This window comes from Agromyces neolithicus (assembly GCF_039529735.1).
In the GTDB taxonomy this organism is placed as follows: Bacteria; Actinomycetota; Actinomycetes; order Actinomycetales; family Microbacteriaceae; genus Agromyces; species Agromyces neolithicus.
In genome coordinates this window covers 1-26,111 of record NZ_BAAANJ010000019.1, presented here as the reverse complement: position 1 = coordinate 26,111, position 26,111 = coordinate 1, and the positions used below count along the sequence as shown (strand labels likewise).

25 protein-coding genes are annotated in these 26,111 nt (G+C 69.6%); 15 read left to right on the top strand and 10 right to left on the bottom strand.

Annotation, left to right across the window (positions count from 1 at the left end):
* Positions 1 to 36: 36 nt before the first annotated feature.
* Together ABD164_RS16245 and ABD164_RS16240 are read right to left on the bottom strand one after the other, a co-directional pair.
* Positions 37 to 1,758: a phospho-sugar mutase gene (locus ABD164_RS16245; protein ID WP_344297430.1), complete on the bottom strand. Its 1,722-nt coding sequence runs from the start codon at positions 1,756 to 1,758 to the stop codon at positions 37 to 39.
* Positions 1,759 to 1,786: 28 nt separating this feature from the next.
* Positions 1,787 to 2,614, bottom strand: a complete 828-nt coding sequence (locus ABD164_RS16240; protein WP_344297428.1) for a purine-nucleoside phosphorylase — start codon at positions 2,612 to 2,614, stop codon at positions 1,787 to 1,789.
* An 85-nt stretch (positions 2,615 to 2,699) separates the two neighbouring features.
* Between ABD164_RS16240 and ABD164_RS16235 the strand changes: the two genes are divergently transcribed.
* The 4 genes from ABD164_RS16235 to ABD164_RS16220 all read left to right on the top strand — a co-directional run bounded on the left by ABD164_RS16235 (position 2,700) and on the right by ABD164_RS16220 (position 7,443).
* The gene (locus ABD164_RS16235) at positions 2,700 to 4,133 is read left to right on the top strand and encodes an NAD(P)H-quinone dehydrogenase (protein WP_344297426.1); all 1,434 of its coding nucleotides are present in this window, start codon (positions 2,700 to 2,702) and stop codon (positions 4,131 to 4,133) included.
* Positions 4,134 to 4,352: 219 nt separating this feature from the next.
* Positions 4,353 to 5,381, top strand: a complete 1,029-nt coding sequence (locus ABD164_RS16230) for a TRAP transporter substrate-binding protein (RefSeq protein WP_344297424.1) — start codon at positions 4,353 to 4,355, stop codon at positions 5,379 to 5,381.
* A 114-nt stretch (positions 5,382 to 5,495) separates the two neighbouring features.
* Positions 5,496 to 6,116, top strand: coding sequence for a TRAP transporter small permease (locus ABD164_RS16225; RefSeq protein WP_344297423.1), 621 nt, complete (start codon positions 5,496 to 5,498; stop codon positions 6,114 to 6,116).
* Positions 6,117 to 6,120: 4 nt separating this feature from the next.
* Complete coding sequence (locus ABD164_RS16220; protein WP_344297421.1) at positions 6,121 to 7,443, top strand: TRAP transporter large permease; 1,323 nt, start codon at positions 6,121 to 6,123, stop codon at positions 7,441 to 7,443.
* Between the two features lie 83 nt (positions 7,444 to 7,526).
* Here the strand turns inward: ABD164_RS16220 and ABD164_RS16215 are convergent, their stop codons facing one another.
* The gene (locus ABD164_RS16215) at positions 7,527 to 8,603 is read right to left on the bottom strand and encodes a LacI family DNA-binding transcriptional regulator (protein WP_344297419.1); all 1,077 of its coding nucleotides are present in this window, start codon (positions 8,601 to 8,603) and stop codon (positions 7,527 to 7,529) included.
* Positions 8,604 to 8,863: 260 nt separating this feature from the next.
* Here ABD164_RS16215 and treF point away from each other — a divergent pair, with 260 nt between their 5' ends.
* Positions 8,864 to 10,423 (top strand): alpha,alpha-trehalase TreF, encoded by a 1,560-nt coding sequence (treF, locus tag ABD164_RS16210; RefSeq protein ID WP_344297417.1) that lies wholly within the window; start codon positions 8,864 to 8,866, stop codon positions 10,421 to 10,423.
* Positions 10,424 to 10,458: 35 nt separating this feature from the next.
* Here treF and ABD164_RS16205 read toward each other — a convergent pair whose 3' ends face one another.
* Together ABD164_RS16205 and ABD164_RS16200 are read right to left on the bottom strand one after the other, a co-directional pair.
* The gene (locus tag ABD164_RS16205; RefSeq protein ID WP_344297415.1) at positions 10,459 to 12,228 is read right to left on the bottom strand and encodes an acetyl/propionyl/methylcrotonyl-CoA carboxylase subunit alpha; all 1,770 of its coding nucleotides are present in this window, start codon (positions 12,226 to 12,228) and stop codon (positions 10,459 to 10,461) included.
* Positions 12,229 to 12,319: 91 nt separating this feature from the next.
* Positions 12,320 to 12,961 carry a Maf family protein gene (locus tag ABD164_RS16200; protein ID WP_344297413.1) on the bottom strand — a complete coding sequence of 214 codons (642 nt, stop codon included), beginning with the start codon at positions 12,959 to 12,961 and terminating at the stop codon, positions 12,320 to 12,322.
* Between the two features lie 46 nt (positions 12,962 to 13,007).
* On the opposite strand from ABD164_RS16200, the gene ABD164_RS16195 reads away from it, so the two are divergent.
* The 5 genes from ABD164_RS16195 to ABD164_RS16175 are packed head-to-tail and all read left to right on the top strand — an operon-like array spanning position 13,008 to position 17,342.
* Positions 13,008 to 14,351, top strand: a complete 1,344-nt coding sequence (locus ABD164_RS16195; protein WP_344297411.1) for a class I SAM-dependent RNA methyltransferase — start codon at positions 13,008 to 13,010, stop codon at positions 14,349 to 14,351.
* 21 nt (positions 14,352 to 14,372) lie between these two features.
* Positions 14,373 to 15,068 (top strand): response regulator, encoded by a 696-nt coding sequence (locus ABD164_RS16190; protein ID WP_344297409.1) that lies wholly within the window; start codon positions 14,373 to 14,375, stop codon positions 15,066 to 15,068.
* Positions 15,055 to 16,299: a sensor histidine kinase gene (locus ABD164_RS16185; RefSeq protein WP_344297407.1), complete on the top strand. Its 1,245-nt coding sequence runs from the start codon at positions 15,055 to 15,057 to the stop codon at positions 16,297 to 16,299. The genes ABD164_RS16190 and ABD164_RS16185 overlap by 14 nt, the downstream gene beginning before the upstream one ends.
* Positions 16,296 to 16,541: a hypothetical protein gene (locus tag ABD164_RS16180; RefSeq protein ID WP_344297406.1), complete on the top strand. Its 246-nt coding sequence runs from the start codon at positions 16,296 to 16,298 to the stop codon at positions 16,539 to 16,541. Before ABD164_RS16185 ends, ABD164_RS16180 begins: the two co-directional genes overlap by 4 nt.
* Positions 16,542 to 16,589: 48 nt before the next feature.
* Positions 16,590 to 17,342 carry a hypothetical protein gene (locus ABD164_RS16175; RefSeq protein ID WP_344297404.1) on the top strand — a complete coding sequence of 251 codons (753 nt, stop codon included), beginning with the start codon at positions 16,590 to 16,592 and terminating at the stop codon, positions 17,340 to 17,342.
* 269 nt (positions 17,343 to 17,611) lie between these two features.
* Here the strand turns inward: ABD164_RS16175 and ABD164_RS16170 are convergent, their stop codons facing one another.
* Both ABD164_RS16170 and ABD164_RS16165 read right to left on the bottom strand, forming a co-directional pair.
* Entirely contained in the window at positions 17,612 to 17,884 is a 273-nt protein-coding gene (locus ABD164_RS16170; RefSeq protein ID WP_344297402.1) for an acyl-CoA carboxylase subunit epsilon, read from the bottom strand.
* Positions 17,881 to 19,479 (bottom strand): acyl-CoA carboxylase subunit beta, encoded by a 1,599-nt coding sequence (locus ABD164_RS16165; protein WP_344297401.1) that lies wholly within the window; start codon positions 19,477 to 19,479, stop codon positions 17,881 to 17,883. Before ABD164_RS16165 ends, ABD164_RS16170 begins: the two co-directional genes overlap by 4 nt.
* 153 nt (positions 19,480 to 19,632) lie before the next feature.
* Here ABD164_RS16165 and ABD164_RS16160 point away from each other — a divergent pair, with 153 nt between their 5' ends.
* The 3 genes from ABD164_RS16160 (at position 19,633) to ABD164_RS16150 (ending at position 21,996) form a co-directional block, all read left to right on the top strand.
* Positions 19,633 to 20,490, top strand: coding sequence for a biotin--[acetyl-CoA-carboxylase] ligase (locus ABD164_RS16160; protein ID WP_344297399.1), 858 nt, complete (start codon positions 19,633 to 19,635; stop codon positions 20,488 to 20,490).
* Positions 20,491 to 20,497: 7 nt separating this feature from the next.
* Positions 20,498 to 21,061 (top strand): PH domain-containing protein, encoded by a 564-nt coding sequence (locus tag ABD164_RS16155; RefSeq protein WP_344297397.1) that lies wholly within the window; start codon positions 20,498 to 20,500, stop codon positions 21,059 to 21,061.
* A 98-nt stretch (positions 21,062 to 21,159) separates the two neighbouring features.
* On the top strand, positions 21,160 to 21,996 hold the full coding sequence (locus ABD164_RS16150; protein ID WP_344297395.1) for a DarT ssDNA thymidine ADP-ribosyltransferase family protein: 837 nt from the start codon (positions 21,160 to 21,162) through the stop codon (positions 21,994 to 21,996).
* Here the strand turns inward: ABD164_RS16150 and ABD164_RS16145 are convergent.
* A complete protein-coding gene (locus tag ABD164_RS16145) occupies positions 21,920 to 22,519 on the bottom strand; it encodes a GtrA family protein (protein WP_344297393.1) in 600 nt (199 codons plus the stop codon). The two genes, ABD164_RS16150 and ABD164_RS16145, sit on opposite strands and share 77 nt — an antisense overlap.
* Before the next feature lie 102 nt (positions 22,520 to 22,621).
* Here ABD164_RS16145 and ABD164_RS16140 point away from each other — a divergent pair, with 102 nt between their 5' ends.
* Both ABD164_RS16140 and ABD164_RS16135 read left to right on the top strand, forming a co-directional pair.
* Positions 22,622 to 23,485 (top strand): glycosyltransferase family 2 protein, encoded by an 864-nt coding sequence (locus ABD164_RS16140; protein WP_344297391.1) that lies wholly within the window; start codon positions 22,622 to 22,624, stop codon positions 23,483 to 23,485.
* Positions 23,486 to 23,601: 116 nt separating this feature from the next.
* Entirely contained in the window at positions 23,602 to 24,948 is a 1,347-nt protein-coding gene (locus ABD164_RS16135) for a hypothetical protein (RefSeq protein ID WP_344297389.1), read from the top strand.
* Positions 24,949 to 24,953: 5 nt separating this feature from the next.
* Here the strand turns inward: ABD164_RS16135 and ABD164_RS16130 are convergent, their stop codons facing one another.
* A complete protein-coding gene (locus ABD164_RS16130) occupies positions 24,954 to 25,502 on the bottom strand; it encodes a hypothetical protein (RefSeq protein ID WP_344297388.1) in 549 nt (182 codons plus the stop codon).
* On the bottom strand, positions 25,499 to 26,035 hold the full coding sequence (locus ABD164_RS16125; protein WP_344297387.1) for a hypothetical protein: 537 nt from the start codon (positions 26,033 to 26,035) through the stop codon (positions 25,499 to 25,501). The genes ABD164_RS16130 and ABD164_RS16125 overlap by 4 nt, the downstream gene beginning before the upstream one ends.
* Positions 26,036 to 26,111 lie beyond the last annotated feature (76 nt).

Here is a 26,111-nt window from a genome sequence, read left to right as displayed (position 1 = left end):
CGCGGCCCGCCGAAATGGCGCAGCCCTCGCATCGGGCTACTCGACGAGTTCGCGCATGCCGGCGTCGAGGGCGGCGACGGCGGCGGAGGCCGCGGCTCGCCGTTCGGCAACGGTTCCGGCCTCGGACACCGCGTCGATGTAGACCTTGAGCTTGGGCTCGGTTCCGCTCGGGCGCACCATGACCCGCGCGTTGCCCTCGAGCACGATGCGCAACACGTCTGACGGCGGCAGCGAGCCGAAGCCGTCGGCGAGGTCATCGATGCGTTCGACCCGGATGCCGCCGACAGAGGCCGGCGGTTCGGCGCGCAACCGCGCCATGACCTCGCCGATGCGCGAGAGGTCGGTGACCCGGATCGAGACCTGGCCCGAGGCGTGGCATCCGAATCGCTCGACGAACTCATCGAGGTGGTCGGCGACCGTGCGACCCTCGGCCTTGAGCTCGGCCGCGAGTGCGAGGAACGCGAGGCCCGCCGAGATGCCGTCTTTGTCGCGCACGGTGCCCGGATTCACGAGGTAGCCGAGCGCCTCTTCGAAACCGAACACGAGGCTCGGCGCACGCGAGATCCACTTGAACCCCGTGAGCGTGGCCTCGAAGTCGAGGCCGTAGGCACGCGCGACGACCTCGAGCCCCGGTGACGACACGATCGAGCACGCGAGCGCCCCTTGGGGCCCCGAGTCACCAGATGCATCGGCGGCGCGGCGCGCGGCCTGCCACCCGAGGATGAGGCCGACCTCGTTGCCCGAGAGCCGCCGGTAGCCCGCTTCGGCAGCAGGGTCGGGGATCGCGATCGCGAGCCGGTCGGCGTCGGGGTCGTTCGCGACGATGAGCTCGGCGTCGACGGCACGGGCGCGTTCGTAGCTGAGGTCCATGGCGCCCGGCTCTTCGGGGTTGGGGAACGCCACCGTGGGGAAGGCCGCGTCGGGCTCGATCTGCGCGTCGACGAGCGTCGGTGTGTCGAAGCCCGCCGTGTCGAGCACGCGCGACATCGTCTGCCACCCCACGCCGTGCATCGCCGTGTAGACGACGCGTGGCTGCGCGACGGGCGCAGCGCCCGTGGGCGAGGCCACGAGCCCCGTCTGCCGCACGTACTCGTCGATGACCGACTCGGCTGCCGTCCAGAACGTGCCGCGCGGCAGGTCGCGCACCGACCTGGACTCGGCGACGCGGGTGATGTGCGCGGCGATCTCGGCGTCGGCGGGGGCGACGATCTGCGAACCGTGGTGCTCGCCGCCGAGGTAGACCTTGTAACCGTTGTCGTTCGGGGGGTTGTGCGAGGCGGTGACCATGACCCCGGCCGACATGCCGAGGTGCCGAACGGCGAACGCGAGCACCGGGGTGGGCAGCAGGCGGGGGAGCAGCACTGCCCGCACGCCCGCGCCCGCCATGATCTCGGCCGAGTCGCGGGCGAACACGTCGGAGTTCTTGCGTCCGTCGTAGCCGATGACGATCGACGGCGTCGAGCCGGGTGTCGCACGTTCGACGAGGTAGGCCGCGAGCCCCGCGGCCGCCTGTGCCACGAGCACGCGGTTCATGCGATTGGGCCCGGCCGCGATCGCTCCGCGCAGGCCGGCGGTGCCGAAGGCGAGGCGCGTGTCGAACCGGTCGGCGAGGTCGGCGGATGCCTCGGGGTCGCCGCCGCGCACGGCCGCGATGATCGCGGCGAGTTCGTCACGGGTCTCGGGGTCGGGGTCTTGGGCGATCCACGCCTCGGCGATGGCGACGCGCTGCGCGTCGCGGGGATCGATGTGCTGCGGCATCGGCTCGTCCCTTCCTTCTGCGCTGCGGCTACAGCGCGGCGACGATGTTCGCGAGCAGCCCGGTGATGACGGGTTCGGCGGCCTGGCCGGCCTCGATGACCTCGGCGTGGCTCAGCGGGGTCTGCTGGATGCCGGCGGCGAGGTTCGTGATGAGCGACATGCCGAGGATCTCCATGCCGGCCTGGCGCGCCGCGATGGCCTCGAGGGCAGTCGACATGCCGACGATGTGACCCCCGATGGCCTTGGCCATCTGCACCTCGGCGGGCGTCTCGTAGTGCGGCCCGCGGAATTGGCAGTACACGCCCTCGTCGAGCGTCGGGTCGATCGAGCGCGCGAGGTCGCGCAGCCGCTTCGAGTACAGGTCGGTGAGGTCGACGAAGGTCGCCCCCTCGAGCGGCGAGTCGCCGGTGAGGTTGATGTGGTCGCTGATGAGCACGGGGGTGCCCGGGGTCCAGTGCTGCTTGATGCCGCCGGCGCCGTTCGTGAGGATCATCGTCGTCGCGCCGGTGGCCGCGGCCGTGCGAACCGAGTGCACCACCCGGCGCACGCCGTGGCCCTCGTAGTAGTGGGTGCGGGCGCCGATGACGAGCGCGCGTTTGCCGCTCGGCAGCAGCACCGAGCGCAGGGTGCCGACGTGCCCCTCGAGCGCGGGCTTCGAGAAGCCGGGCACCTCGGTGGCCGCGATGGTGTGCGTCGTCTCGCCGATGAGCTCGGCGGCACGGCCCCAGCCGCTGCCGAGGGTGAGGGCGACGTCGTGGTGGTCGACGCCCGTGAGTTCCGCGATCTTCGCGGCGGCGTCGGCTGCGAGGTCGAAGGGGTCGGCTGCGGGGTCGTCGAGGGGGTTCGCATCGTGCATCACACCACTCTAGGGGCGCTGCGGATGTCGCGGCACGGTCGTGCACGGATGCAAGGGGCTGCACCCGAACTGACAGAATGTGAGCATGGCCTACGAGTTCGAGCGCACACAACGCATTGCCGTCCTCGGAGGGGGGCCGGGCGGGTACGAGGCCGCGGCCGCGGCTGCGCAGCTCGGGGCCGAGGTGACCCTCATCGAGCGCGCGGGTGTCGGCGGCTCCGCGGTGCTCACCGACGTCGTGCCGTCGAAGTCGCTCATCGCGACGGCCGAGGCTTCGAACGCGGTGAAAGAGGCCGCCGACCTGGGTGTGCAGTTCTTCGCGAAGGGATCGGCCGGCGAGAAGGCCGTCAAGCCCGAGGTCGCCATCAACCTCGCCGCCGTGAACAAGCGACTCCTCGGGCTGGCGGCGCAGCAGTCCGAAGACCTGCGCAGCAACCTGCTCGAGGCAGGCGTGCGCATCGTGCACGGCGAGGGGCGCCTCGACGGCCCCAACGCCGTCATCGTCTCGACCGCCAAGGGCGGCACCGACTTCGATCGCATCGAGGCCGACACGCTCGTCATCTCGGTCGGCGCGAGCCCGCGGGTGCTGCCCACCGCGGTGCCCGACGGCGAGCGCATCCTCACGTGGACCCAGCTCTACCAGCTCGAGCGGGTGCCCGAGCACCTCATCGTCGTGGGTTCAGGTGTCACGGGCGCCGAGTTCGCTTCGGCATACCGCGCGCTGGGAGCCAAGGTCACGCTCATCTCGAGTCGTGACCAGGTGCTTCCGGGCGAAGACGCCGATGCGGCATCCGTCATCGAGAAGGTCTTCAAGCGCAACGGCATGAAGGTCATGAACAAGTCGCGGGCCGAGTCGGTCGTGCGCGACGGCGACTCGGTCGTCGCGACCCTCACCGATGGGCGCGAGGTGCGCGGCAGCCACTGCCTCATGGCGGTCGGCTCGGTGCCGAACACCGCCGACCTCGGCCTCGAGGCCGCGGGAGTGCAGCTGGCCGAGAGCGGGCACATCCGCGTCAACCGTGTCGCACGCACCTCGATGCCCAACATCTACGCCGCCGGCGACTGCACGACGTTCGTGCCGCTCGCCTCGGTCGCCTCGATGCAGGGGCGCACGGCCGTCTTCCACGCCATGGGTGACATCGTGAACCCGCCCGAGGACCGCAACATCACGTCGAACATCTTCACGCAGCCCGAGATCGCCACGGTCGGCTGGACCGAGAAGGAGATCGACGAGGGCGTTGTGCCGGGCGTCGTCTACAAGCTGCCGCTCTCGTCGAACCCGCGCGCGAAGATGATCGGCATCCGCGACGGGTTCGTGAAGCTCTTCGCCTCGAGCGGCTCGGGTGGCATCATCGGCGGCGTGATCGTCGCGCCGAAGGCGTCGGAGCTCATCTTCCCGCTCGCGCTCGCCATCGAGCACCGCCTCACGGTCGACCAGTTCGCCGAGGCGTTCCCCGTCTACCCCTCGCTCACGGGCTCGCTCACGGACGCCGCCCGGGCTATGCACATCGTGCGCTGAGCCCGGCTTCGGTACGGCAGAACGGCCTGTCGGACAACATTTGGCAACTGGTTGCCAATCGGATCACCGCGTGCGTAGATTGATGCAGTCGCGACGCCTCATGGGTGCTCGGCGACACCCACAGCACGCGCCCGACCGGGCGCGCAACGCCGCATTCGACTCCGGCCGGCAACCCGTAACGGCCGACGGTGTTCGACTGCATGCAAAGGAGCATCAGGAATGAAGATCACACGTCTGCTGCAGGCATCCGCGGTCGTCGGAGTCGCGGCACTCACCCTGGCCGGTTGCGCCTCGGGTTCCGGCGACTCCGGGTCGAGTGCCGAGGCGACCGAGCCCAAGACGATGAAGCTCGCCCTCAATCAGGCCCAGGATCACCCCTCGTTCATCGCGCTCGAGGCATTCGGCGAGTACCTCACGGATGCCACCGATGGCCGGTGGAACATCGAGGTCTACCCCGACGCCCAGCTCGGCGATCAGGCGCAGTACGTTCAGTCGGTGAGCGATGGGGTCATCGACCTCGCTGTCGTCTCGGCGCCACAGCTCGAGAACCTGAATGACGACTTCGTGGTCTTCAGCCTCCCCACGGTCTTCGACTCGATCGATCACCAGATGTCGGTGCTCTCGGATGACGAGGCCGTGGGTGACGTGTACGCGTCGCTCGAAGACAGCAACAACATCACCGTTGTCGGCGGACTCACGCAGGGCGCCCGCAGCATCTACCTCAAAGACAAGATCGCCGAGACGCCGGCCGATCTGGCGGGAAAGAAGATCCGCGTGCAAGAGAGCCCGGTCTTCATCGCGATGATCGAGGCTCTCGGTGCCTCGCCCACCCCGATGGCCTTCAGCGAGGTGTACACCGGCCTCCAGTCGGGAGTCATCGACGGCGCCGAGAACAACGAGATCTCGTACCTCACTCAGAACCACTACGAGGTCGCGCCGTTCTTCTCCTTCACCCGTCACCTGATCGGTGCCGACTTCCTGATCAGCAACACCGACACGCTGAACGAGATGTCCGAAGAAGACCGTGCCGCGTTCGACGAAGGCTGGACCGCGGCGTGGGAGCAGCACACGGACCTGTGGGTCACCGACACCGACAAGGCGATCGAAGACGCAACGGCCGGCGGCGCCACGTTCGAGGAGGTCGACAGCGAGGCCTTCACCGAGGCGCTCACCCCGCTGCTCGACGAGTTCATCACCACCGACTCGCAGCAGGCCCTCTACGACGCGATCCGGGCCGGCGCGGAGTAGGCCCACCCCATCACCGGCGGGGGCGCCGCGTGGTCTACGACCACCGGCGCCCCCGACCTGAGCCACGACAGCACTCGATGGCATCGCCCCCCAGCGGGGCCGACGGAGGACAACGTGAACAGCAACGCACCGGAGTCCGGCGAGAATCCGCCGGGCAGCGGCCGACCAGGCGACACAGGTCGCTCCGAACCGAATGGCCCGGCTCGCTGGGGCGGTCTCGTCGGGGTGCTGGGCGGCATCCGTCGCGTCATCGACCGAGTGCTGGCCGTGCTCTGCATCATCATGTTCGTGGCGCTCGTCTTCATCGTCGCTCTGCAGGTGTTCACCCGTGAGGTCCTGAACAACTCAGCACCATGGACCGAGGAGGCGGCGCGGTACACGTTCGTCGTGCTGGCAGTCCTGGCCGCCGCGTACGTGTTCTCGGAGCGAGGCCACATCGCGGTCGAGATTCTGATCGAGAAGCTCCCCCTCAGGTGGCAGAAGGTGATGGGCATCGTCAACGAGTCGATCGTCATCTTCTTCGCGATCCTCGTCTTCATCGTCGGAGGCGCTCGTGTCACTGACAACGCGTGGAGTCAGGACATCGCCACCCTGCCGTTGAGCGTCGGCCAGGTGTTCCTGGTGCTCCCGATCGCCGGCATCCTGATCGTCTTCTACTCGCTGGCCACTGTCATCGGCATCCTTGCGGGCGTTGAGAAGCCCACCCCCGAATTCGACGAGAGCGCGGAGATCTGAGGCTATGGATACCAACACCATCATCGCCGTCGTCATTCTGGTCGTCGGCATCACCGTCGGGATTCTCATGGGCCTTCCCGTGGCGGTCGCCATGGGTCTGCCCTCGACAGTGGCGATCGTCATCCTGCTCGACTGGGAGGGCGCTGCGCTCACCTCGGCACAGCAGATCTTCGCAGCCAGCAATTCGTTCGCCCTGCTCGCCATTCCGTTCTTCATCCTCGCGGGTGGCCTGATGAACACCGGGGGCATCGCGTCGAGACTGATCGACCTGGCGCTCGTGGTCGCGGGTCGCCTGCCTGCACCGCTCGCCCAGACCACCGTCGTCGCCAACGCCATGTTCGGCTCGGTCTCGGGCGCGTCCGTCGCGTCGGCCGCCGCCGTCGGCACGGTACTGTCGCCGCGCATGCGCAAAGAAGGCTACGACCCCGCGTTCTCGGCGACGGTCAACGCCGCGTCCTCTCCCTCGGGAATGCTGATCCCGCCGAGCAACACCTTCATCGTGTACTCGCTGGTTGCGGGCGGCGGGGCTTCGATCGGGGCGCTGTTCATGGCCGGCGTCGGGCCGGGAATCCTGTGGGCGCTCATCTGCATCGTGATGGTGGCCCTCTATGCCCGCAAGCGCCCCGAACTGCGCGCCACCGGCCCCCGGCCGACCCTGAAGCAGGCGGTGATCGTCTTCCTGCGTGCGATCCCCGCGCTCCTCATGATCGTCGTCGTGATCGGCGGCATCCTGAGTGGATTCTTCACCGCCACCGAGTCCGCGGTGATCGCGGTGCTCTACTCGCTCGCGCTCGGACTCGTACAGCGCACGCTGTCGGTCAAGGATCTCCCGAAGGTCCTCCTCGAAGCCACCAAGGTCACGGGCATCATCATGCTTCTGATCGGAGTCTCTGGAATCCTCGGCTACGTGCTCGCGTTCGCGCGGATCCCGCAGCTCGTCACCCAGGGCCTGCTCGGCTTCACCGACAACACAGCGATCATCCTCATCATCATCATGATCGTGCTGTTGCTCGCGGGAACCGTTATGGACCCGACTCCGGCGATCCTGATCTTCACGCCGATCTTCCTGCCGGTGGTCGTCGCCCTTGGCGTCAGCCCGGTGCACTTCGGTGCGATGATGGTCTTCAACATGTGCCTCGGCAACATCTCACCGCCGATCGGAAACAACCTGTTCGTCGCCGCACGTGTCGGAAACGTCAGGATCGAATCCGTCTTCAAGGGCATCTGGCCGTATTTCTGGGCGCTGTGCATCGGCCTGCTCATCGTGGCATTCGTTCCGGCACTCTCGATGTGGTTGCCCGAGACCTTGGGACTGATCCGGCCGTGACGTGAGAACATGACATCGTCGTGACCTGAGCAGCTGGGCAGGGATGCCCAGCTGCTCATTCGCACTGGGGGAGGATGTTCGGCTCAGGCGGCGTGCTCGTGATCGGGTGCCACAGGGCGCGACTCGCGCCGTGCGGGCGGCGCAGTCGAATCGCGTACCACCAGTTTCGCCGGCAGTCGGGTCGGTCGCAGCGGGCCGGCGGCACGCGCACGGCCCGGTCGGCCGGCCACCTGCTGTGCCAGCACGATGCGCACGGCATGGCTGCCGAGGTGGCGCAGCGGCGATGCGAGGCTGGTGAGCGGTGGAATACTCCACCCGGCCAGGAGGCTGTCGAAGCCGATGACGCTGACGTCGTCGGGCACGCGCATTCCCAGCTCGGCGAGGCCCCGCATGAACCCGACTGCGATGGAGTCGTTGAAGGCGATGACACCGCTGGTCGCGTGCTCGGTGAAGGCGTGCGCAGCGGCGTGGCCGCCCGCCTGCGTGGGGGCGGTCGGACCGATGCGGCGGGTTCGCAGCCCAAGCTGCTGGGTCGCCGCCCGGAAGGCCCGCCACCTCGTACCGTCGGTCCACGCGCCTGCCGGGCCGGCGACGTACGTGAGCTCTCGGTGGCCGAGCGCGGCCAGGTGGGCGACGGCCTGACTCATGCCGTCGGCGTTGTCCGTGAGCACGCTCGCGACATCGGTCATCGCTCGGTTCACCACGACGGTGGGGCGCTGTCTCGCGACGACCCGTATCGACGAGTCGGGAAGCGTCGAGGCGGCCAGGATCACGCCGTCGACGACCGGGATCAGGCGCTCGAGGGCGCCCCGCTCGGTGGTGGCCGAGCGCTGGGCGTCGACGACGAGCAACGTGTGGTCGGCAGCGTTCGCGGCCTCTTTCGCGCCCCTGATGATCTCGTTGAAGAAGTGATCGGGCACATCCGGCACCACCATCGCGAGCAGTGCGGTCTTCGCACCGGGCAGGGACAACCGCACCACCGGCTTCGCACGGTACCCCATCTCCGCCGCGATGCGCCGCACTCGGTCGGCGGTCTGGGCGTTGACGCGACCCGGGCGGGAGAAGGTGCGCGACACCGTCGACGGCGCGACGCCGGATGCTCGGGCGACGTCGTAGATCGTCGGACTCGTCGGGTTCGGGGCATCCTCATCGCGGGCCATCGACCCAGTTTACGTGTAGGAACAACAAATGGCAACCGGTTGTCACGATCGGAAGCCGAGTACGGATGACTGCAGGGCGTCGCACCGAACGCACCGGCCGACCAATGGTCGCCCCTCGGGGATGCGCGTACGCTGGTACGGCGCGGCGCGGCGTGCGCGGCGCAGACTCCCGGGGGAACGATGGATCTGCGCGCGCAGGCGGCGGCGAACTTCGCTGTGGTCAGCGGTGGCGCGTGGGTCGGCTGGAAGAGCCCAAGGCGATGAGCGGCACGCCATCGCACGGGGGCGCGAGCCCGGCTGCTGACACGCTGACTCCGGCCGACCGATACCAGGAGCTCTTCGTCGACGTTCAGACGTCGCGCGTGTTCGACGACAGCAAGACCTTCGTCGACTGCTCACCGATCGACCGACCGATGCGCATCCTCGAACGGTATCGCCGGGAATCGCGCCGTCCGGGGTTCGACCTCGCGGGATTCGTCGGCGAGCAGTTCACGCTGCCCGTCTCACGAACCGAGCATTTCCTCCCCGAGCCCGGAGAACCCATCGGAGCGCACATCAGCCGCCTGTGGGACGCACTCACCCGAACGCCGCTCGAGCACCCGCCGCGCTCGTCCCTGCTGCCGTTGCCCGAACCGTACGTCGTGCCAGGCGGACGATTCCGCGAGCTCTACTACTGGGACTCGTACTTCACGATGCTCGGACTCGCCGCAGAAGGGCGCAGAGGGCTCGTCCGCGGGATGACCGACGACTTCGCATACCTGATCGACGCGTATGGTCACGTGCCGAACGCGAATCGCACCTACTACCTCTCGCGTTCGCAACCGCCGGTGTTCGCGTTCATGGTCGAGCTGTGCCGCTCGATGGGAGCGGCGACGCCCCTCGACTACGCCGCGCAACTCCGGCAGGAGTATTCCTGGTGGATGGAAGGTGCGGATGACCTGCGCGAGGGTGAGACCCACGGCCGTTGCGTGCGCATGGAGGACGGGGCGGTGCTCAACCGCTACTGGGACGACCGGGACAGCCCGCGAGAGGAGTCGTTCCGCGAAGACGTCGCGACCGCCGGCCGTTCACGGCGGCCCGTGCACGAGGTGTATCGCGACCTGCGGGCTGCCGCGGCGTCGGGCTGGGACTTCAGCTCGCGATGGTGCTCCGAGCCCGGTGACCTCTCGACGATCATGACCACGTCGATCGTTCCGGTCGATCTGAATGCGTTCCTCCATCGGCTCGAAACCGCGATCGCCGAAGTGAGCGAGCGCGAAGGCGACGATCGAGCCGCCGCTCGATTCCGGGAGTCGGCGGCGGCGCGCGTGCGGGCGATCGATCGATGGTTGTGGGACGCCTCGGCCGGCGCGTACGCCGACTACGACCTCTGCGCCGGGAGGGTGCGTCCGTCGCTGACGGCAGCCTGTGTCGCGCCGCTATGGGTGGGGATCGCTTCATCGAGTCGCGCCGCCGAGGTCGCGAGCGCGGTGCGTGATCGGTTGCTGCGACCCGGTGGACTCGGCACGAGCGAACACGAGACCGGTGAGCAATGGGACCGACCCAACGGTTGGGCACCGCTGCAGTGGATGGCCGTGAGGGGATTCGCCCGGTACCGAGAGGCGATCGCCGCCGATCTGCAGCATCGCTGGTTGCGCGCCGTCGATGCCGTGTATCGCCGCGATGGCCGACTGGTCGAGAAGTACGCCATGCTGGGCACGCCGGAATCGACGACCGGCGGCGGCGGCGGCGAGTATCCGCTGCAAGACGGCTTCGGATGGACGAACGGCGTTGTGCAGGCGATGCTCAAGGGCTTCGATCCCGACGGCCGACTCACCTGACCCGTCGTACTGCCGGGGTCACGCGGCGCGCGGTGTCAGGCGTCGGTGATGGCGAGCAGCAGGTGCCCGCTCGAGACCGTGGCGCCGGCTTCGGCGTTGACCGTGCCCACGACGCCGTCTTTGTGGGCGACGATGGGCTGCTCCATCTTCATGGCCTCGAGCACGAGCACGAGGTCGCCCTTGACGACCTTGTCGCCCTCGGCGACCGCGACCTTCACGACCGTCGCCTGCATGGGCGCCTTGACCGCGTCGCCGGTACCGGTGTCGACGGCGTGGGCGGCGGTGCGCCGACGCGGCGCCGGTCCGGCGGTGCGAGATGCGGATGTCGCGCCCGCGAGCCGTTTCGGAAGGCTGACCTCGACGCGCCGGCCGGCGACCTCGACGACCACGCTCGTGCGCGCGGCGCCGCCCGAGGTCTCTTCGATCTCGCCCGACCACGGTTCGAGCCGGTTGTCGTACTCGGTCTCGATCCAGCGGGTGTAGATCGAGAAGGGCTCGTCACCGTCGGGCGCGAAGGCGGGGTTGTGCACGATGTCGCGGTGGAACGGCAGCACGGTCGGGAGCCCTGCGACCTCGAATTCGTCGAGGGCGCGGCGGGCGCGCTCGAGGGCGTCCTTGCGCGTGGCGCCGGTGACGATCAACTTGGCGAGCAGCGAGTCGAAGGCGCCCGAGATCTCGTCGCCCGAGGCGACACCCGAGTCGATACGGATGCCGGGACCGCCCGGGAACCGCAGCTGGTGCACGGGACCGGGTGCGGGGAGGAAGCCTCGGCCCGGGTCTTCACCGTTGATGCGGAACTCGATCGAGTGGCCGGTCGTGACGGGGTCGGAGTAGTCGAGCACGCCGCCCTCGGCGAGGCGGAACTGCTCGCGCACGAGGTCGATGCCCGTGACCTCTTCTGACACGGGGTGCTCGACCTGCAGGCGGGTGTTCACCTCGAGGAACGAGACGGTGCCGTCTTGGCCGATGAGGAACTCGCAGGTGCCGGCGCCGATGTAGCCGACCTCTTTGAGGATCGCCTTCGAAGCCTCGTAGAGCGCGCGGTTCTGCTCGTCGGTGAGGAACGGCGCTGGGGCCTCTTCGACGAGCTTCTGGTGCCGGCGCTGCAGCGAGCAGTCGCGTGTCGACACGACCACGACGTTGCCGTGCTGGTCGGCGAGGCACTGGGTCTCGACGTGGCGCGGCTTGTCGAGGTACTTCTCGACGAAGCACTCGCCGCGGCCGAACGCCGCGACGGCCTCGCGGGTCGCCGAGTCGAACAGCTCTGCCACCTCGTCGCGCGTGCGGGCGACCTTGAGGCCGCGGCCGCCGCCGCCGAATGCGGCCTTGATGGCCACGGGGAGACCGTGGACGTCGACGAATTCGAGCACCTCGGAGGCATCGGCCACGGGGTTGAGCGTGCCGGGCGCGAGCGGCGCCCCGACCTTCTCGGCCACGTGCCGCGCCGAGACCTTGTCACCGAGGCGTTCGATCGCCTCTGGGGAGGGGCCGATCCAGATGAGGCCGGCATCGATGACGGCGCGGGCGAAGTCGGGGTTCTCGGCGAGGAAGCCGTAGCCGGGGTGCACGGCGTCGGCGCCGGAGCGACGCGCGACCGACAGCAGCTTGTCGATGACGAGGTAGGTCTCGGCGCTCGTGACGCCGTCGAGGGCGTAGGCCTCGTCGGCGAGCCTTGCGTGGCGCGCGTCGCGATCCTGGTCGGCGTAGACGGCGACGGAGCCGAGGCCGGCGTCACGTGCGGCGCGGATGACGCGGACGGCGATCTCGCCTCGGTTGGCGATGAGGACCTTGGTGATGCGCGGCATAATGCTCAAGCCTATTGGCCACGCCCGTCACGCCTTTGGGTGACCTCCACAAAATGAACCCGAGACTCTTGAGGGCGGCGACAAACGTGGTTCAGTGGCGGCGGTTCCAGAACGAGGGCCAGTCGCCGCCGAGTTCGCGCACGAGGTCGCGCAGGGTCGACAGCGAGAGCCCGACGACCGTCGAGGGGTCGCCCTCGACGCGGCGGATGAACGGCCCGCCGAGGCTGTCGATCGTGAACGCCCCGGCGACGAGCAGCGGCTCGCCCGTCGCGATGTACGCGTCGATCTCGGCCTCGTCGAGTGCGGCGAAACGCACGGTCGCGACATCCGCTCGCCCGACGGCGCCGCGCACCCGGCCGCCGCGGTGGTCGATGAGCCAGTGTCCCGACCAGAGGTCGCCGTGCGCGCCGTTCTGCGCGAGCCAGCGCGCCTTCGCGACGTCGGCGGTGTGCGGCTTGCCGTAGATGGCCCCATCGACCACGAACGCCGAGTCGCCGCCGAGGATGAACCCGTCGATCGGCTCGCCGCCCGGCGACGAGCCGAGCAGCGCCTCGGCCTTCGCCTGGGCGAGCAACTGCACCATGTCGGCGGGCGGGAGGGGGCCTGTGACCGCCTCGCTCGCCGCGACCGCTGCCTGCTCGTCGACCCCGGGTGCCACTGCGATGGGCTCGACCCCCGCGGCCCGCAGCGTCTGCAGGCGGGCGGGCGAGGTCGAGGCGAGGTAGAGGCGCATGCACCTATCCTGCCCCGGCGCGGCGACGCTGTGGAATGCTCGAACCATGGCACAGACCCGTCGTCCCCGTCGCGGAAGTCGCGCCGGCACCCGCAGCGGCACCCCGAGGCCCGCGCCGAAGCCGCCCGCCGCCGACGGCCCGCTCGTGACCCTCGACATCGAACGGGTCGCGCACGGCGGCGTCTTCGTCGCCCACCACGAGGGGCGCGTCGTCTTCGTCGCCGACGCGATCCCAGGCGAGCGGGTGGTCGCGCGCGTCGTCGACCAGTCGAAAGACCGGTTCTGGCGGGCCGAGACCGTCGAGGTGCTCGAGGCGTCGCCCGACCGCCGGCCGCACATCTGGGCCGAGGCCTCGGTCGAGCGGCCGCCTGAACGGCGAGCGGGCGGCGCCGAGTTCGGCCACATCCATACGGCCCGCCAGCGCACGCTGAAGGCAGAGGTGCTCGTCGACGCCCTCGCCCGGTTCGGCGGAGTCGAGCGCGACGTGGTCGTGGAGCCGGTCGAAGCGGCGCTCGCACCCGGGGTAGACCTCGACGCCGGAACCGGTTGGCGCACCCGCGTTCGCCTGCACGTCGGTGCCGACGGCTCGGTCGGTCCGTATGCGGCCCGCAGCCACACGGTCATCCCAGTGGCATCCGTACCGCTTGCGGTGCGCGCGCTCGCCGAGCTCGCACCGCTCGCCGACCGGTTCGCGGGCGCCCGCGCCATCGACCTGGTCGCACCCAGCGTCGGCGACGCCGCGCTCGTGGTCGTCGACGACGATCGGATGCCCCGTGGTCCGCGCCCGACGATCGTCGAGCGCGTCGGCGACCGTGACTTCACGCTCGATCGCGACGGCTTCTGGCAGGTGCACCGCGGCGCCGCGGCCACGCTGACCGCAGCCGTGCACGACCTGGTCGACGGCGACCGGTTCGACCCGCGGGCGGCGAACCACGACCTCTACGGCGGCGTGGGACTGCTCGCGGCCGCCGTCGGTGATCGCTTCGGCGACACCGTGCGCATCACGTCGGTCGAGGCCGACGCGCGCGCGACCGAGCACGCCGGGGCGAACCTCGCCGACTGGGTCGGCGCCCGAGCCGTCACGGGGCGGGTCGATCGGTATCTCGACGAGCTCGCGACATCCGCCGGGCCCGCCGACCTCGCCAGGCTCGCCGATGCGACCGTCGTGCTCGACCCACCGCGGTCGGGCGCCGGGCGCGCCGTCGTCGACCGGCTCGCCGAGGTGCGGCCGCGCCAGCTCGTCTATGTTGCCTGCGACCCGGTCGCGCTCGCGCGCGACGTCGGCCTGCTGCGGGCGCACGGCTACGAGCTCGAGGCGCTGCGCGCGTTCGACCTGTTCCCGAACACGCACCATGTCGAGGCGGTCGTCCGCCTGCGCGCTATCGTGTGAGACGAACGTGAAAGGGGCCGCGTGACCTCCGTGAACCAGCGCACCGTGCCCGCCACCGCAGCGGCGGTGGCGATCGTCGACGATCACGAGGCCGTGCGACTCGGACTTCGCGCGGCGTGCGAGGCGGCGGGCTATTCGGTCGTCGCCGACACACCCGACGTGGCGCGCCTGCTCGAGGCGCTCAGCGGGCGGCGCTGCGACGTGGTCGTGCTCGACCTGTCGCTCGGCGACGGCACGTCGGTGACCGAGAACGTGCGTTCGGTGCTCGCCACCGGCAGCGCCGTGCTCGTGCACAGCATCGCCGACCGCGTGGCGGCGGTGCGCGAGTCGCTCGCGGCGGGCGCGGCAGGGGTGATCCCGAAGGCGTCCCCGATGTCCGACGTGATCCGCGCGATCGCGACGGTCGCGGGCGGCGGGGTGCTCAACAATGTCGAGTGGGCGAGCGCGATCGAGGCCGACAGCGACTTCGCGAGGGCGCAGCTCGGGCGGCGTGAGCGCGACGTGCTGCACCTCTACGCGTCGGGCCTGCCGCTCAAACTCGTGGCGATGCAACTCGGCATCGCGCATTCGACGGCCCGCGAGTACCTCGACCGCATCCGGGCGAAGTACGTCGAGGTCGGCCGGCCGGCGCCGACGAAGGTCGACCTGCTGCGCCGGGCCGTCGAAGACGGAATCCTCCCGGGGCTCGATCCCGACGGTGGAGATGCCCGCCGCTGAATGGCTCGTGCCGCGCATCGTGCGGCGCCGAGCCACCGTGACCAGCGGTCAGGTCGAGACGATCTTCGCGAGGGCACTCGGGCTCTTCGGGCTCGTGTTCGGGGCACAGACCGTGCCCCTCGCGCTGCAAGAGGCCGACGCGCTCGTCACCGGCTCCGGAGCGGCATTGATGGCCGTGCTCTACGGCGCGATCGTCGCGCTCGCCGTGGCGACCGTGACGAAGGTCGCCGTGCGCGTGGCCTGCATCGGTTTCGCCGCCCTCTTCGCCGCATCGCTCGTCGCCTGGCCGTTCCTCGTCGTCGACCCGGCGGCGCTCGACGGCTCTGCGCCATGGTTGTACTACCTCTGCACCGTCGCGACGACCGCGGCCGCACTCGCCCTCTCGCCCCTCTGGGCGGCCGCGTACACCCTCGTGATCCCAGCCCTCTACGGGGTGGTGCGGCTCACCGAGTCGGGCGGCGAGGCAGGCCCGCTGCTCGCGGTGCTCGACTCGCTCTACGCCGTCGTACTCGGCGTCGTGGTCCTCGCGATCGTCATCATGCTGCGCCAGGCCGCCGAGCAGGTCGACACGGCGCAGGAGGCGGCGCTCGAGCGGTACGACGTGGCCGCCAGGCAGCACGCCACCGAGATCGAGCGCGTCAAGGTCGATGCGCTCGTACACGACAGCGTGCTCACGACATTGCTCTCGGCTGCCGCCGCGACGACTCCCGACCAGCAGTCGCTCGCCGCGAGAATGGCGCGAGACGCACTCCTTCGGCTCGACGAGGCCGGTGCCACGGGCGCAGGCGCGCTCGACACGGTGGGACTGCCGGTGCTGGTGCGCCGGCTTCGCGCCGCGCTGACGACGTTCAACACCCCGTTCATCGTGCGCGTGGTCAATGCCGGCGGCGTCGAACTGCCCGTCGAGGCGGTCGACGCCCTCTACACGGCTTCGGTACAGGCCATGGTCAACAGCTTGCAGCACGCCGACGAACCGGGCCGGCGCGCCCGTCGCGAGCTTCGAGTGCGTGGGGTGCGCGCAGGCGGTTGCGTCATCGAGGTCTCCGACAACGGTGTCGGCTTCGACCGAGTCTCGGTGCCGGCCGAGCGGCTCGGTCTGCGGGTCTCGATCGAGGAACGCATGGGCAACGCCGGCGGCAGCGCCGAGATCGAGTCGCGGCCGGGCCACGGCACGACCGTGACGGTGGCCTGGCCGGCAGGGGCGGCGGGCGGCATCGAGGGGGGCGCATGATCACGATCCCGCGATGGCTGCTGCTGCTGCTCGGCGCGCTCTTCTCGACGTACCACGTGGTGCTCGGTATCTACTCGCTCGACATACCCGCCTCCCCTTGGCCCACCATCGCGGCGCTCCACGTCTACTCTCTCGCCACGGTGCTGAGCCTCTGGCCCGGCAAGCGCATTCGCATGCCCGACTGGCTCGCCGCATTCGACCTCGCCGTCGCCATCGTGCTGCCGCTGCTCGTCACGAGCTAGCTCGATCCCGACGTCGACAACGGCTACGCGACCTGGTACGTCGCCGCGGTGGGCACACTCATGACGATCGCGGCGGCGCGCCGGCAGCTGCTCGTCGCATGGGTGGGCGTCATCGCCCTCGCCGTGCAGACGATCGTGTGGGCCGGGCCGCTCGCACTCGTCGTGCTCGGCGTGATCGGCAGCATCGTCTGGGTCGCCATCGCGCACACCCTCACGAGCGCCTTGACCAGCGCCGGCCGCGAGACCCGGCGTTACGCTCAGGCCGAGCGCGAGGCCGCCGCGTGGCAGGCAGCGCAGGACGCACACCTCTTCGAGGGCCGCATGCGGCTGGGCCAGACCGAACGACTCGCGGCGCCGATGCTGCGACGCATCGCCGACCGCGATGGCCGGCTCACCGACACGCAGCGTGAGGAGTGCCGCACGCTCGAGGCGTCGATCCGCGATGAGATCAGGGGCCGGATGCTGCTCACCGATGTCGTCCGCACCGAGGTGCGCCGCGCGCGCGAGCGCGGGATCGTCGTGACCCTGCTCGATGAGGGCGGCATCGACGACCTCGACGAGGCGAGCCGCGACCGGGTGCTCTCGCGGCTGGCCGAGGCCATCGCGGTCTCGCACGCCGACCGGATCATCGCCCGTACCGCCGCTGCCACCTCACCCGCCGCGGTCACAGTGGTCGGGCTCGTCGATCCGATCGGTGCCGCGCCCGAGGCCGACGAGCCCGAGGTCGAGCTCTGGCTCGAGATTCCGCGGGAGGTCGAGACCGGCGACGTCGACGCCACCGCGGCGAACCCTGGGGAATGAGGCAGAAGCGACAGCGGCGAAACCGGGGGAATGAAAGAGGGGGCATGAAAGAGGGGGGCCGATCCCCGATCGACCCCCCATCAAGCCCGAGCCACGGCAATAACCCGAATATCGCCTTGGCTCGCCCCCAACAGCCATCGGTACCCGACCGATGGCGGTGGCGACTCACTAGGAGCCTGCATGACCATCATGCGCGAGCGTGACGGTCGGGGAAAGTCAGCATTTCGGGGGACACCGGTGTCCCCCTCGCGGGCGCCCGAGATGCCGGATCAGCGCACCGAGCGCACCCACCTGCCGTGACCGACCTCGATCGGCCGGCGCATCGCGTTGCCGCTGCGCACCCAGGGGCTGCGGCCGGGCTCGTCGGCGGATGCCGCGTCGCCGGCGGCCTCGTCGACCGATGCGAGGATCACCGCGGTCACCGCGGCGGCCTGCTCATCGCTGACGTTGCGGCTGAGGATGCGCACGTCGGCGGCGCGCTGGCCGGTGCCGTCGGCGCCGGGTTCGACGGGCGCGACCGGGTGTGACGGGTCGGGGCTCACAGCGGAATGTTCCCGTGCTTCTTCTGGGGCAGGCTCGCGCGCTTGGTGCGCAGGTTGCGCAGTGCCTTCACGACTGCCGTGCGGGTGGCGGCCGGCTCGATGACACCGTCGAGTTCGCCGCGCTCGGCGGCGAGGAACGGCGACGCGACGTTGTACGTGTACTCGTTGGCGAGCTTCGTGCGCACGGCCGCGACGTCTTCACCGGCGAGTTCGGCCGACTTGATCTCGGCGCGGTACAGGATGTTCACCGCGCCCTGCCCGCCCATCACCGCGATCTCGGCGGTGGGCCACGCGAGGTTGATGTCGGCGCCGAGCTGCTTCGAGCCCATGACGATGTACGCACCGCCGTAGGCCTTGCGGGTGATGATCGTGACGAGCGGCACGGTCGCCTCGGCATAGGCGTAGAGCAGCTTCGCCCCGCGGCGGATGACGCCGGTCCACTCCTGTTCGGTGCCGGGAAGATAGCCGGGCACGTCGACGAGCGTGAGGATCGGGATCGAGAAGGCGTCGCAGAACCGCACGAACCGACTCGCCTTCTCACCCGCGGCGATGTTCAGCGTGCCCGCCATCTGACTGGGCTGGTTGGCGATGATGCCCACTGATCGACCCTCGACCCGGGCGAAGCCCACCACGATGTTGGGGGCGAACAGGGGCTGCACCTCGAGGAAGTCGCCGTGGTCGACGATGCCCTCGATGACGGTGTGCATGTCGTACGGCTGGTTCGGCGAGTCGGGGATGATCGAGTTCAGCCGGCGGTCGTCGTCGGTGATCTCGAGCTCGACGTCGGCGTCGTACACCGGGGCGTCGGTCATGTTGTTGTCGGGAAGGAACGAGACGAGCGTGCGCGCGTAGTCGAGCGCGTCGGACTCATCGCTCGCGAGGTAGTGCGCGACGCCCGAGACGGTGTTGTGGGTGAGGGCGCCGCCGAGCTCCTCCATGCCGACGTCTTCACCCGTCACGGTCTTGATGACGTCGGGGCCGGTGACGAACATCTGGCTCGTCTTGTCGACCATGATCACGAAGTCGGTCAGCGCGGGGGAGTACACCGCGCCGCCGGCGGCCGGGCCGCACACGATCGAGATCTGCGGGATGACCCCGGAGGCAGCGGTGTTGCGGCGGAAGATCTCGCCGTACTTGCCGAGTGCGACCACGCCCTCTTGAATACGTGCGCCGCCCGAGTCGAGGATGCCGATGATCGGCACGCCGATCTTCAGCGCGAGCTCCATGACCTTGATGATCTTCTCGCCCGCGACCTCGCCGAGCGAGCCGCCGAAGATCGTGAAGTCCTGAGAGTAGACGGCCACCTGGCGGCCGTGGATGGTGCCGGTGCCGGTGACGACCGCGTCGCCGTAGGGGCGCTTCCCGTCCATGCCGAACGCGTGGGTGCGGTGGCGCACGAACTCGTCGAGCTCGACGAACGAACCGGGATCGAGCAGCTCGCCGATACGCTCGCGGGCGGTCATCTTGCCCTTGGCGTGCTGCTTCTCGATCGCCGCCTCGCCGCTCGCGGTCACCGCTTCGTGGTAGCGCAGCTTGAGGTCGGCGAGTTTGCCGGCGGTGGTGGAGAGGTCGGGGCCGTCAGTCGCTTCGGTCACGCCGTTCACTCTACCGGCGAGGATCCGGCCCGCTTCGTTGAGGGTTTCCACAAAGGCGCCCCGTCGTTCCCTGAGCTTGTCGAAGTGAGCCCATCGACCCGCCACCCGATCCGTTCGGCTGGGCCAGGGAGCGGGCGTGAGTAGGGTGATGCCATGGAATGGCAGCGATCGCGCGCGGCGGTGCCGCGCTTCGAGTTCCTGGCCGAGGCCGGGTCGACCAACGACGAACTGCGCGATGCGGCGAGCGGTGCGGATGCCGCGGCCTGGCCCCACGGCTCGGTCATCGTCACCGACAACCAGACGCACGGCCGCGGTCGGCTCGGGCGCACCTGGCTGGCGCCCACGGGCAAGACCCTTGCGATCTCGGTGCTGCTGCGCCCCGAGCTGCCCGGCGGCCGGCCGTTCCCCTCCGACGCCTACGGGTGGATCCCCCTCATCGCCGGTGCCGCCATGACCGAGGCGGTGCGCCGTGCCGTCGACGCGGCATCCGCGCTCGATTCCGTCGACGACGACGACGAGAGCGGCGGCATCGAGGTCGAACTCAAGTGGCCGAACGACGTGCTGGTCTCGGGCTACAAGATCTGCGGAATCCTGTCGGAACTCATGCCCGCCTCGAACGATGCCGCTCCCGCCGTCGTGGTGGGCGCGGGCCTCAATCTCACCCTCGACGAGCACGACCTGCCGACCCTCACCTCGACCTCGCTGCTGCTCGCCACCGGTCGGGCGCCCGATGCCGACGCAGTGCTCGCGGACTACCTCGGGGGGTTCCTCGAGCTGTTCCGCGACCTCACGGCGGCAGGCGGCGACGCTGCCGTGAGCGGTGCCGACCGTCGGGTGAGTGCGCTCTGCGGCACCCTCGGCAGCGACGTACGGGTGCACCTTCCCGGCGAACAGGAGCTGATCGGCCGTGCCGAACGGCTCGACCGCGATGGCCGGCTCGTCGTCATCGACCGAGAGAACGGTGAGCCGCAGGCTGTCGCCGCCGGAGACATCACGCATCTGAGGTATTAATGAGCGTATGACGAGTGCCCCGACGCCAGGCCCGGCCGCAATGCCCGCGCAGCCGGTTGAGCGGGTGGTCGCGCGCGTGCGTCGTCATGCCGGCGTGCTGATGCTGCCCTCCCTGCTGCTCATCGTCGTCGCGGGTGCGACCGCCTACGCCATCGGCGTGCTCGGCGAGGCATGGCAGCAACTCGCCGCAGTCGGCGCGGCGGTGTTCCTGGTGCTGCTCGGCTGCCTGCTCCCGTTCCTTGCATGGCTCACGCGCCGGGCGACGATCACGACCCGGCGCTTGGTCCTGCGCAGCGGCATCTTCGTGCGCGTGCGCGAAGAAGTGCTGCACAATCGAGGCAATGACGTCTCAGTGCGGCAGACGTGGTGGCAGAGCCTGTTCGGGTCGGGAGACGTGCGCATCGACATCGGCCGAGAACGTCCCGTGGTGCTGAAAGACGTGCCCAAGCCCGACCTCGTGCAGGCGGCACTGCATGAACTCATCGAAGACGCGCACGCCGCGTTCACCGAGCGGCGCCGCGCGTCGCAGCAGCACATCGACGGCGACACGGTCGCGTGGGGTCACCGCTGACCCGTCAGGTGCACCTTCAGCGAGCCCCCGGCCTGAGCGCGTAGTGTTGACCGTTGGGCTCGCGCACCCCGAGCGCGTCCCGCGATGAAGGGTTCCACTTGGCCGACGAATGCATCCACGGTTTCGAAGACGGCCTGTGCGCCATCTGCTTCCCGCCGAAGGAGCCCGCGCCGAGGCCCGCCGCCGCGGCGAAGCCGCGCACGTCCCGCACCGGGGGCGCCCGCACCGGGCGACCTGCCGCCCGGGTTCCCGGGGCTCCGCACCCTTCGGCCGACGCGGCGATCGACGCCAAGGCGATGCGCATCTACCACGTCACGCACCTCGACAACCTCGCGCACATCCTGGGGTCGGGCGCACTGCTCGCCGACGCTGCCGAGCCGGGTGCCCGGCCCGAAGTCGACATCGCCGCGCCGGCCGCCCGCGAGTTCCGCCGCACGGCCGAGCTCGGCGGCACCGGCGCGGTCGTCGCCGATTACGTGCCGTTCCTGCTCACCACCGACGCCCATGTCTGGGACGCGGTTCGCACGGCGACCCCCGACCCGCGACTCGACCCGTCGGCGGTCGAGCGACCCGCAGCCGACTACGTGATCTTCGTCAGTTCGGTGGGCATCGCGCTCGGCGCGCGCACCGACGTGCTCGGCGAAGTGGTGCTCAGCGACGCCGACGCGGCGGTCGCCGGCGCCCGCACCGCGACCGAATGGCCCGAGATCGAGCGGATGCTCCGTGGCATCGCCCGTGACGACGACGCGGCTTCGATCGCCTCGGCCGAGTTCCTCGTGCGCGAAGCGCTGCCGATCGAACGTGTATCGCTCATCGCGGTCTCGAACGAGAAGGTGCGCGATCGCGTGCGCGAGGCACTCAGGGCCGTCGGTCTGCGTACCCGGGTTGCGGTGTACCCGCCGTGGTTCCTGCCGAACCCGGTCGAGGCGCAGTAGGGGGCTCCTCGAACAGCGTGCGCTGCGCCTCTTCGACGCGCGCGAGGTTCGAGAGCCCGTCGGAACGATGGTGCCCGAACACCCAGTAGCGGTACAGCACGAAACGGAACGCGGTGCCGAGCGCGAGCCCCACGACGTTCGTCGAGATGTTGTCGGCGACCAGGCTCGTGTAGCCGAGCAGGTGGTGACTGATCCAGAGGCAGCCGAGCGCGATGGCCATGCCGCCGAGCGACACGATCACGTACTCGGCGAACTCGCGCACGTAGTTGCGCCGGCGATGCTTGCGAAAGGTCCAGTAGCGGTTGCCGAGCCAGTTGAAGATGATCGCGACGCTCGTCGAGATGGTCTTCGCGCCGATCGCCGATTGCGCCCAGTTGTCATCGCCGAAGACGCCGAGCCGCAGCAGGTTGAAGAGCGTCACGTCGATGACGAGGCCCATGAGCCCGACGACGCCGAATTTCACGGCATACGCGAGCAGGCCGTTCCACAGTCGAGAGGCGACGCTCGCGAGGCTGGTGGACACCGGGACATCCTATGCCGTGGAACCCCGCGTACACTGGGATCCGCGACATGGCGACCGCCGCTGCTGTCGAACGCGTGTCGATCCCCTTCGAAAGGACCGCCCATGCCTCGGCTGAGCGTACTCATGCCTGCCCGAAACGCCGCGACGCACCTCGAGGCGGCGATGAGGAGCACGCTGCTGGCGCTCCCTCGCGACGCCGAACTCGTGGTGTACGACGATGACAGCAGCGATGAGACGCTCGCGGTGGCGATGCGCGTCCGCAGCAAGCGGGTGCGAGTGCTGCACGGCGACGAGCGGCGAGGCCCCGCCCGCGGGATGAACCACCTGCTCGAGAACTCCGACAGCGAGTTCGTGGCCCGCATGGATGCGGATGACATCTGCCACCCGTTCCGATTCGGCGCCGAACGTCGCGAGATCGGGCGCGGTGCCGACGTGGTGTTCGGCACGATGCTGCATTTCGGCGGGCGATACCGCTATCCCCGATTGCTCTCGAGCGGGCGCCTGGGGGTCGAAGCGGTTCGGCTCTCACTGCTTCTCTCGAACCCGCTCGGCCACTCGACGATGTTCGCGCGCCGGAATGTGCTCAACGGCGGCGACACCTACCAGGAATGCCCGACCGAGGACTTCGTGCTGTGGACGACGCTTGCGGCGAGGGGCGTTCCGATTGTACGGTCGGGAACCCCGTTCGCGAGCTACCGGCATCACCGCGGCCAGTTGACCGCGACGCGTGATTGGCAGGCCCGACGCGAGACCGAGAACGAGGTGGTCCGCGGTGCGTACACGGCGCTCGCTTCCGCGGTGACGGGCTGGCAGCCGAGCGACGACTTCCCGCTGCGCGGGAGTTGGGCAGATGTGGATGGCCGCGACCGTTTCTACGTCGACGAACTTCGGACGCGAATCGAACGGTTGCGTGGGTCGGAGCACGACTTCGTCCAGGGCCTCGCCCGGACTCGCGCAATTCATTGATCGGCCCGAGGCACATGTCTGAGGTGCGTGCCCTACGGTCGAACGCTAAACTCGGACTGTTTGCGGCGGCTGCCCGATAGGCGCTGCGCGAATCCCGGCGCGCGAAGGGCAGATGGATGAGCTTCGAGGTCTCGACGGCCAAGGTCGACATCACGCCCAGGCCCGGCGTGAACCCGTACATGGCGGGGTACGGAACACAGACTGCGCAGCGCACAGTCGTCAGCGATGCTCCCTATGCCGATCCGCTCTGCGCGCGATGCGTCATCCTGTGGGACGACGGTAGCCCCAACGCCATCATCTCGCTCGACATCCTGGGCCTCCCGCGCGATGTGCACCAGGCGCTGCGACCGCGGCTGACGGCACTGGCCGACTGGAATTCCTCCGACATCGTGTTGGTAGCCAGCCACACGCACAACGGTCCCGCCGTCGCCACGCTCGATCCCTTCATCTCCTACGGCATCACCGACCAGGACCGGATCCAGGCGTACACCGTGTGGCTGCAGGATCAGGTGGTCGAGCTCGTCGCCACGGCGCTCGCGGCGACCCGCACCCCGGTGACGCTCGACTACCGCGTCGCATCGATGAACTTCGCTCGCAACCGTGCCGGACTTTCCACCCATGAGACAGTCGTCCCGGTGTTGACCGCGCGCAGTAGCAACGGCACCCCCCGCGCGGTGCTGTTCAGCTACGGCTGCCACCCGGTCAGCGCGGGTTGGCAGGAACGGTGGGACGGCGACTGGCCGGCCGGCGCATGCACCGCCATCGAACAGGAGACCGGCGCATTCGCGCTCTTTCTCCCTGGCCCCGGCGGCGATCAGAACTCCGTCGGAGTGCGCGGATGGGCACTGCGCGACCAGCATAGCCAAGCACTCGGCGCCGCCGTGGCGACGGCGGCGCAGTCGGCCGGTCGGGCGCTCACAGGGCCGATCAGCTCGAAGCTGAGCGAAGTGATGCTACCGCTCGATATCACGCCCACGCCCGCCAACCTTGCCGCGCTCCGTGCGGCGTTCGTGACCCGCATGGGCAACCCGCTGGGCCAACCGGCGTGGTACCGGCGCCATGCCGAGGCGATGATCACGAGGATCGACAACGGCGCCTTCAACCTGCACGTGCCCAATCCGTCGCAGATGTGGCGCATCGGCGGGAGCCCCGCGCTGAAGATGGCCTTCCTCGGCGGTGAGGTCGTGAGCGGCTACGGTGTATATTTCCGTGCTCGCAATGGCGGGGCGAATGCACTTTACATCGGCGGGTATGCCAACGAGGTCAGCTGCTATATCCCGTCGAACGCCCTCCTGCCCCCACTGGCCCCACCCTACGGGAGCTATGAAGGCGGGTGGGACGCCGACTTCCCCGGGATCGCTGGAGGAAGCATGACCATCTACCCGCAGGTCGCGCATTTCCGATCCGGCGAGGGGGGCGTCGAGGCGACGCTGATCTCTGCGCTGAGCGCACAGCTCGCCTGAGCCGTTCAGGCCGGGGCGGCGAGCCAGCCGGCGAAAAGCTCGGATTGCGGCGCATCGGGCGCAAGCGCCAGCGACGCCGCGACGATAGGTCGCCCGAGCTCGACCAGTCGGCTGTGCAACCGGGCGGGATCGATGCGGGTACTTGCCGCGAGGACGACCAGGTACGTCGCGTTCCTATCGAGGACGTCGCCACCATGCTCCGAGACGACATCCACGATCGCGGACTCCTCGTCGGTGAGGACGAACGGCCCCTCGCCGATGTAGCTGACCGTGCAATCAGTGATGGTCATGTAGTACGGGTCGGCCCATACCTCCTCGAGCCGTCCGCGCGGAGCGAAGTCAGGCAGGGGCGAGATGCAGGCGAACCGGAAGCGTGCGGCGAGCGCAGCATCGGCTGCGGCCTCGCCGGTTGTGCGTGGTCGGGTCATCGGCGGCATTGCCCCCGCCGCCTGCGGCGAGGGACGCAGCAGCATCAGCCCCAGAGCGCCTGCAGCCGTGAACCCCAAGTGAAGCGCGGTGCGGCGGGTGATCGGGTGCGGCACGTGCGGCGTCATTGCGGCCCCCTGGTCTGCAGCTCAGCATCGAGCAGTCCCGCGTGGGGCGCCTCGGGGCAGAGCTCGAGGGCAGCTCGGAGGATCGATGTCGGCACGTCGGCGATCCCGGGTTCGCTGTCGGGTGTGACCCGGACGCAGGTGGCGAGAGCAAGGGCGAACAGGGAAACGAGATCCTCTCCGGGAAGGTCTGCCGCTGCGGTTTCGGCGACAAGCTCTTCAGGTGGGGTGAGTTCGATCGGTTCGCCCGTGGCCGGGTATGCGGTGCAGGCGTGCAGCCGCAGGTAGTCCGTCGACGCCCACGCCTCCTCGAGACGGGCGAAGGTCACGACCTCGCCGAGGCCATCGTCGACGCAGTCGATGAGGAAGCGAGGCTCGTCACGGTCGGTCGGTGCCGCCGCCGTGGGTGTGGTCGACATCACGCCCTCACCACTCTGTGTGGTGCAGCCGACCAGTGTCAGCGCGAGGGTCATGGCCGCGAGGCCGGATGTCGTCGCACGCACGCGGTCGGCGACGCTGTTGCGGTGCTCGATCATCCGATCACCGTCATGCTGTTCCAGCCGCTGCCGATGATCCGGACGTTGCCCCATCCGCCGGTGCCGTCGCCCGGGT

Coding starts and splice junctions, on each gene's coding strand:
- ABD164_RS16235 (WP_344297426.1), top strand. CDS start 2,700: ATGGCCTACGAGTTCGAGCGCACACAACGCATTGCCGTCCTCGGAGGG.
- ABD164_RS16220 (WP_344297421.1), top strand. CDS start 6,121: ATGGATACCAACACCATCATCGCCGTCGTCATTCTGGTCGTCGGCATC.
- ABD164_RS16130 (WP_344297388.1), bottom strand. CDS start 25,502: ATGACGCCGCACGTGCCGCACCCGATCACCCGCCGCACCGCGCTTCAC.
- ABD164_RS16185 (WP_344297407.1), top strand. CDS start 15,055: ATGCCCGCCGCTGAATGGCTCGTGCCGCGCATCGTGCGGCGCCGAGCC.
- ABD164_RS16215 (WP_344297419.1), bottom strand. CDS start 8,603: ATGGCCCGCGATGAGGATGCCCCGAACCCGACGAGTCCGACGATCTAC.
- ABD164_RS16125 (WP_344297387.1), bottom strand. CDS start 26,035: ATGATCGAGCACCGCAACAGCGTCGCCGACCGCGTGCGTGCGACGACA.
- ABD164_RS16140 (WP_344297391.1), top strand. CDS start 22,622: ATGCCTCGGCTGAGCGTACTCATGCCTGCCCGAAACGCCGCGACGCAC.
- ABD164_RS16245 (WP_344297430.1), bottom strand. CDS start 1,758: ATGCCGCAGCACATCGATCCCCGCGACGCGCAGCGCGTCGCCATCGCC.
- ABD164_RS16200 (WP_344297413.1), bottom strand. CDS start 12,961: ATGCGCCTCTACCTCGCCTCGACCTCGCCCGCCCGCCTGCAGACGCTG.
- ABD164_RS16160 (WP_344297399.1), top strand. CDS start 19,633: ATGGAATGGCAGCGATCGCGCGCGGCGGTGCCGCGCTTCGAGTTCCTG.
- ABD164_RS16205 (WP_344297415.1), bottom strand. CDS start 12,228: ATGCCGCGCATCACCAAGGTCCTCATCGCCAACCGAGGCGAGATCGCC.
- ABD164_RS16195 (WP_344297411.1), top strand. CDS start 13,008: ATGGCACAGACCCGTCGTCCCCGTCGCGGAAGTCGCGCCGGCACCCGC.
- ABD164_RS16155 (WP_344297397.1), top strand. CDS start 20,498: ATGACGAGTGCCCCGACGCCAGGCCCGGCCGCAATGCCCGCGCAGCCG.
- ABD164_RS16230 (WP_344297424.1), top strand. CDS start 4,353: ATGAAGATCACACGTCTGCTGCAGGCATCCGCGGTCGTCGGAGTCGCG.
- ABD164_RS16180 (WP_344297406.1), top strand. CDS start 16,296: ATGATCACGATCCCGCGATGGCTGCTGCTGCTGCTCGGCGCGCTCTTC.
- ABD164_RS16240 (WP_344297428.1), bottom strand. CDS start 2,614: ATGCACGATGCGAACCCCCTCGACGACCCCGCAGCCGACCCCTTCGAC.
- treF (WP_344297417.1), top strand. CDS start 8,864: ATGAGCGGCACGCCATCGCACGGGGGCGCGAGCCCGGCTGCTGACACG.
- ABD164_RS16135 (WP_344297389.1), top strand. CDS start 23,602: ATGAGCTTCGAGGTCTCGACGGCCAAGGTCGACATCACGCCCAGGCCC.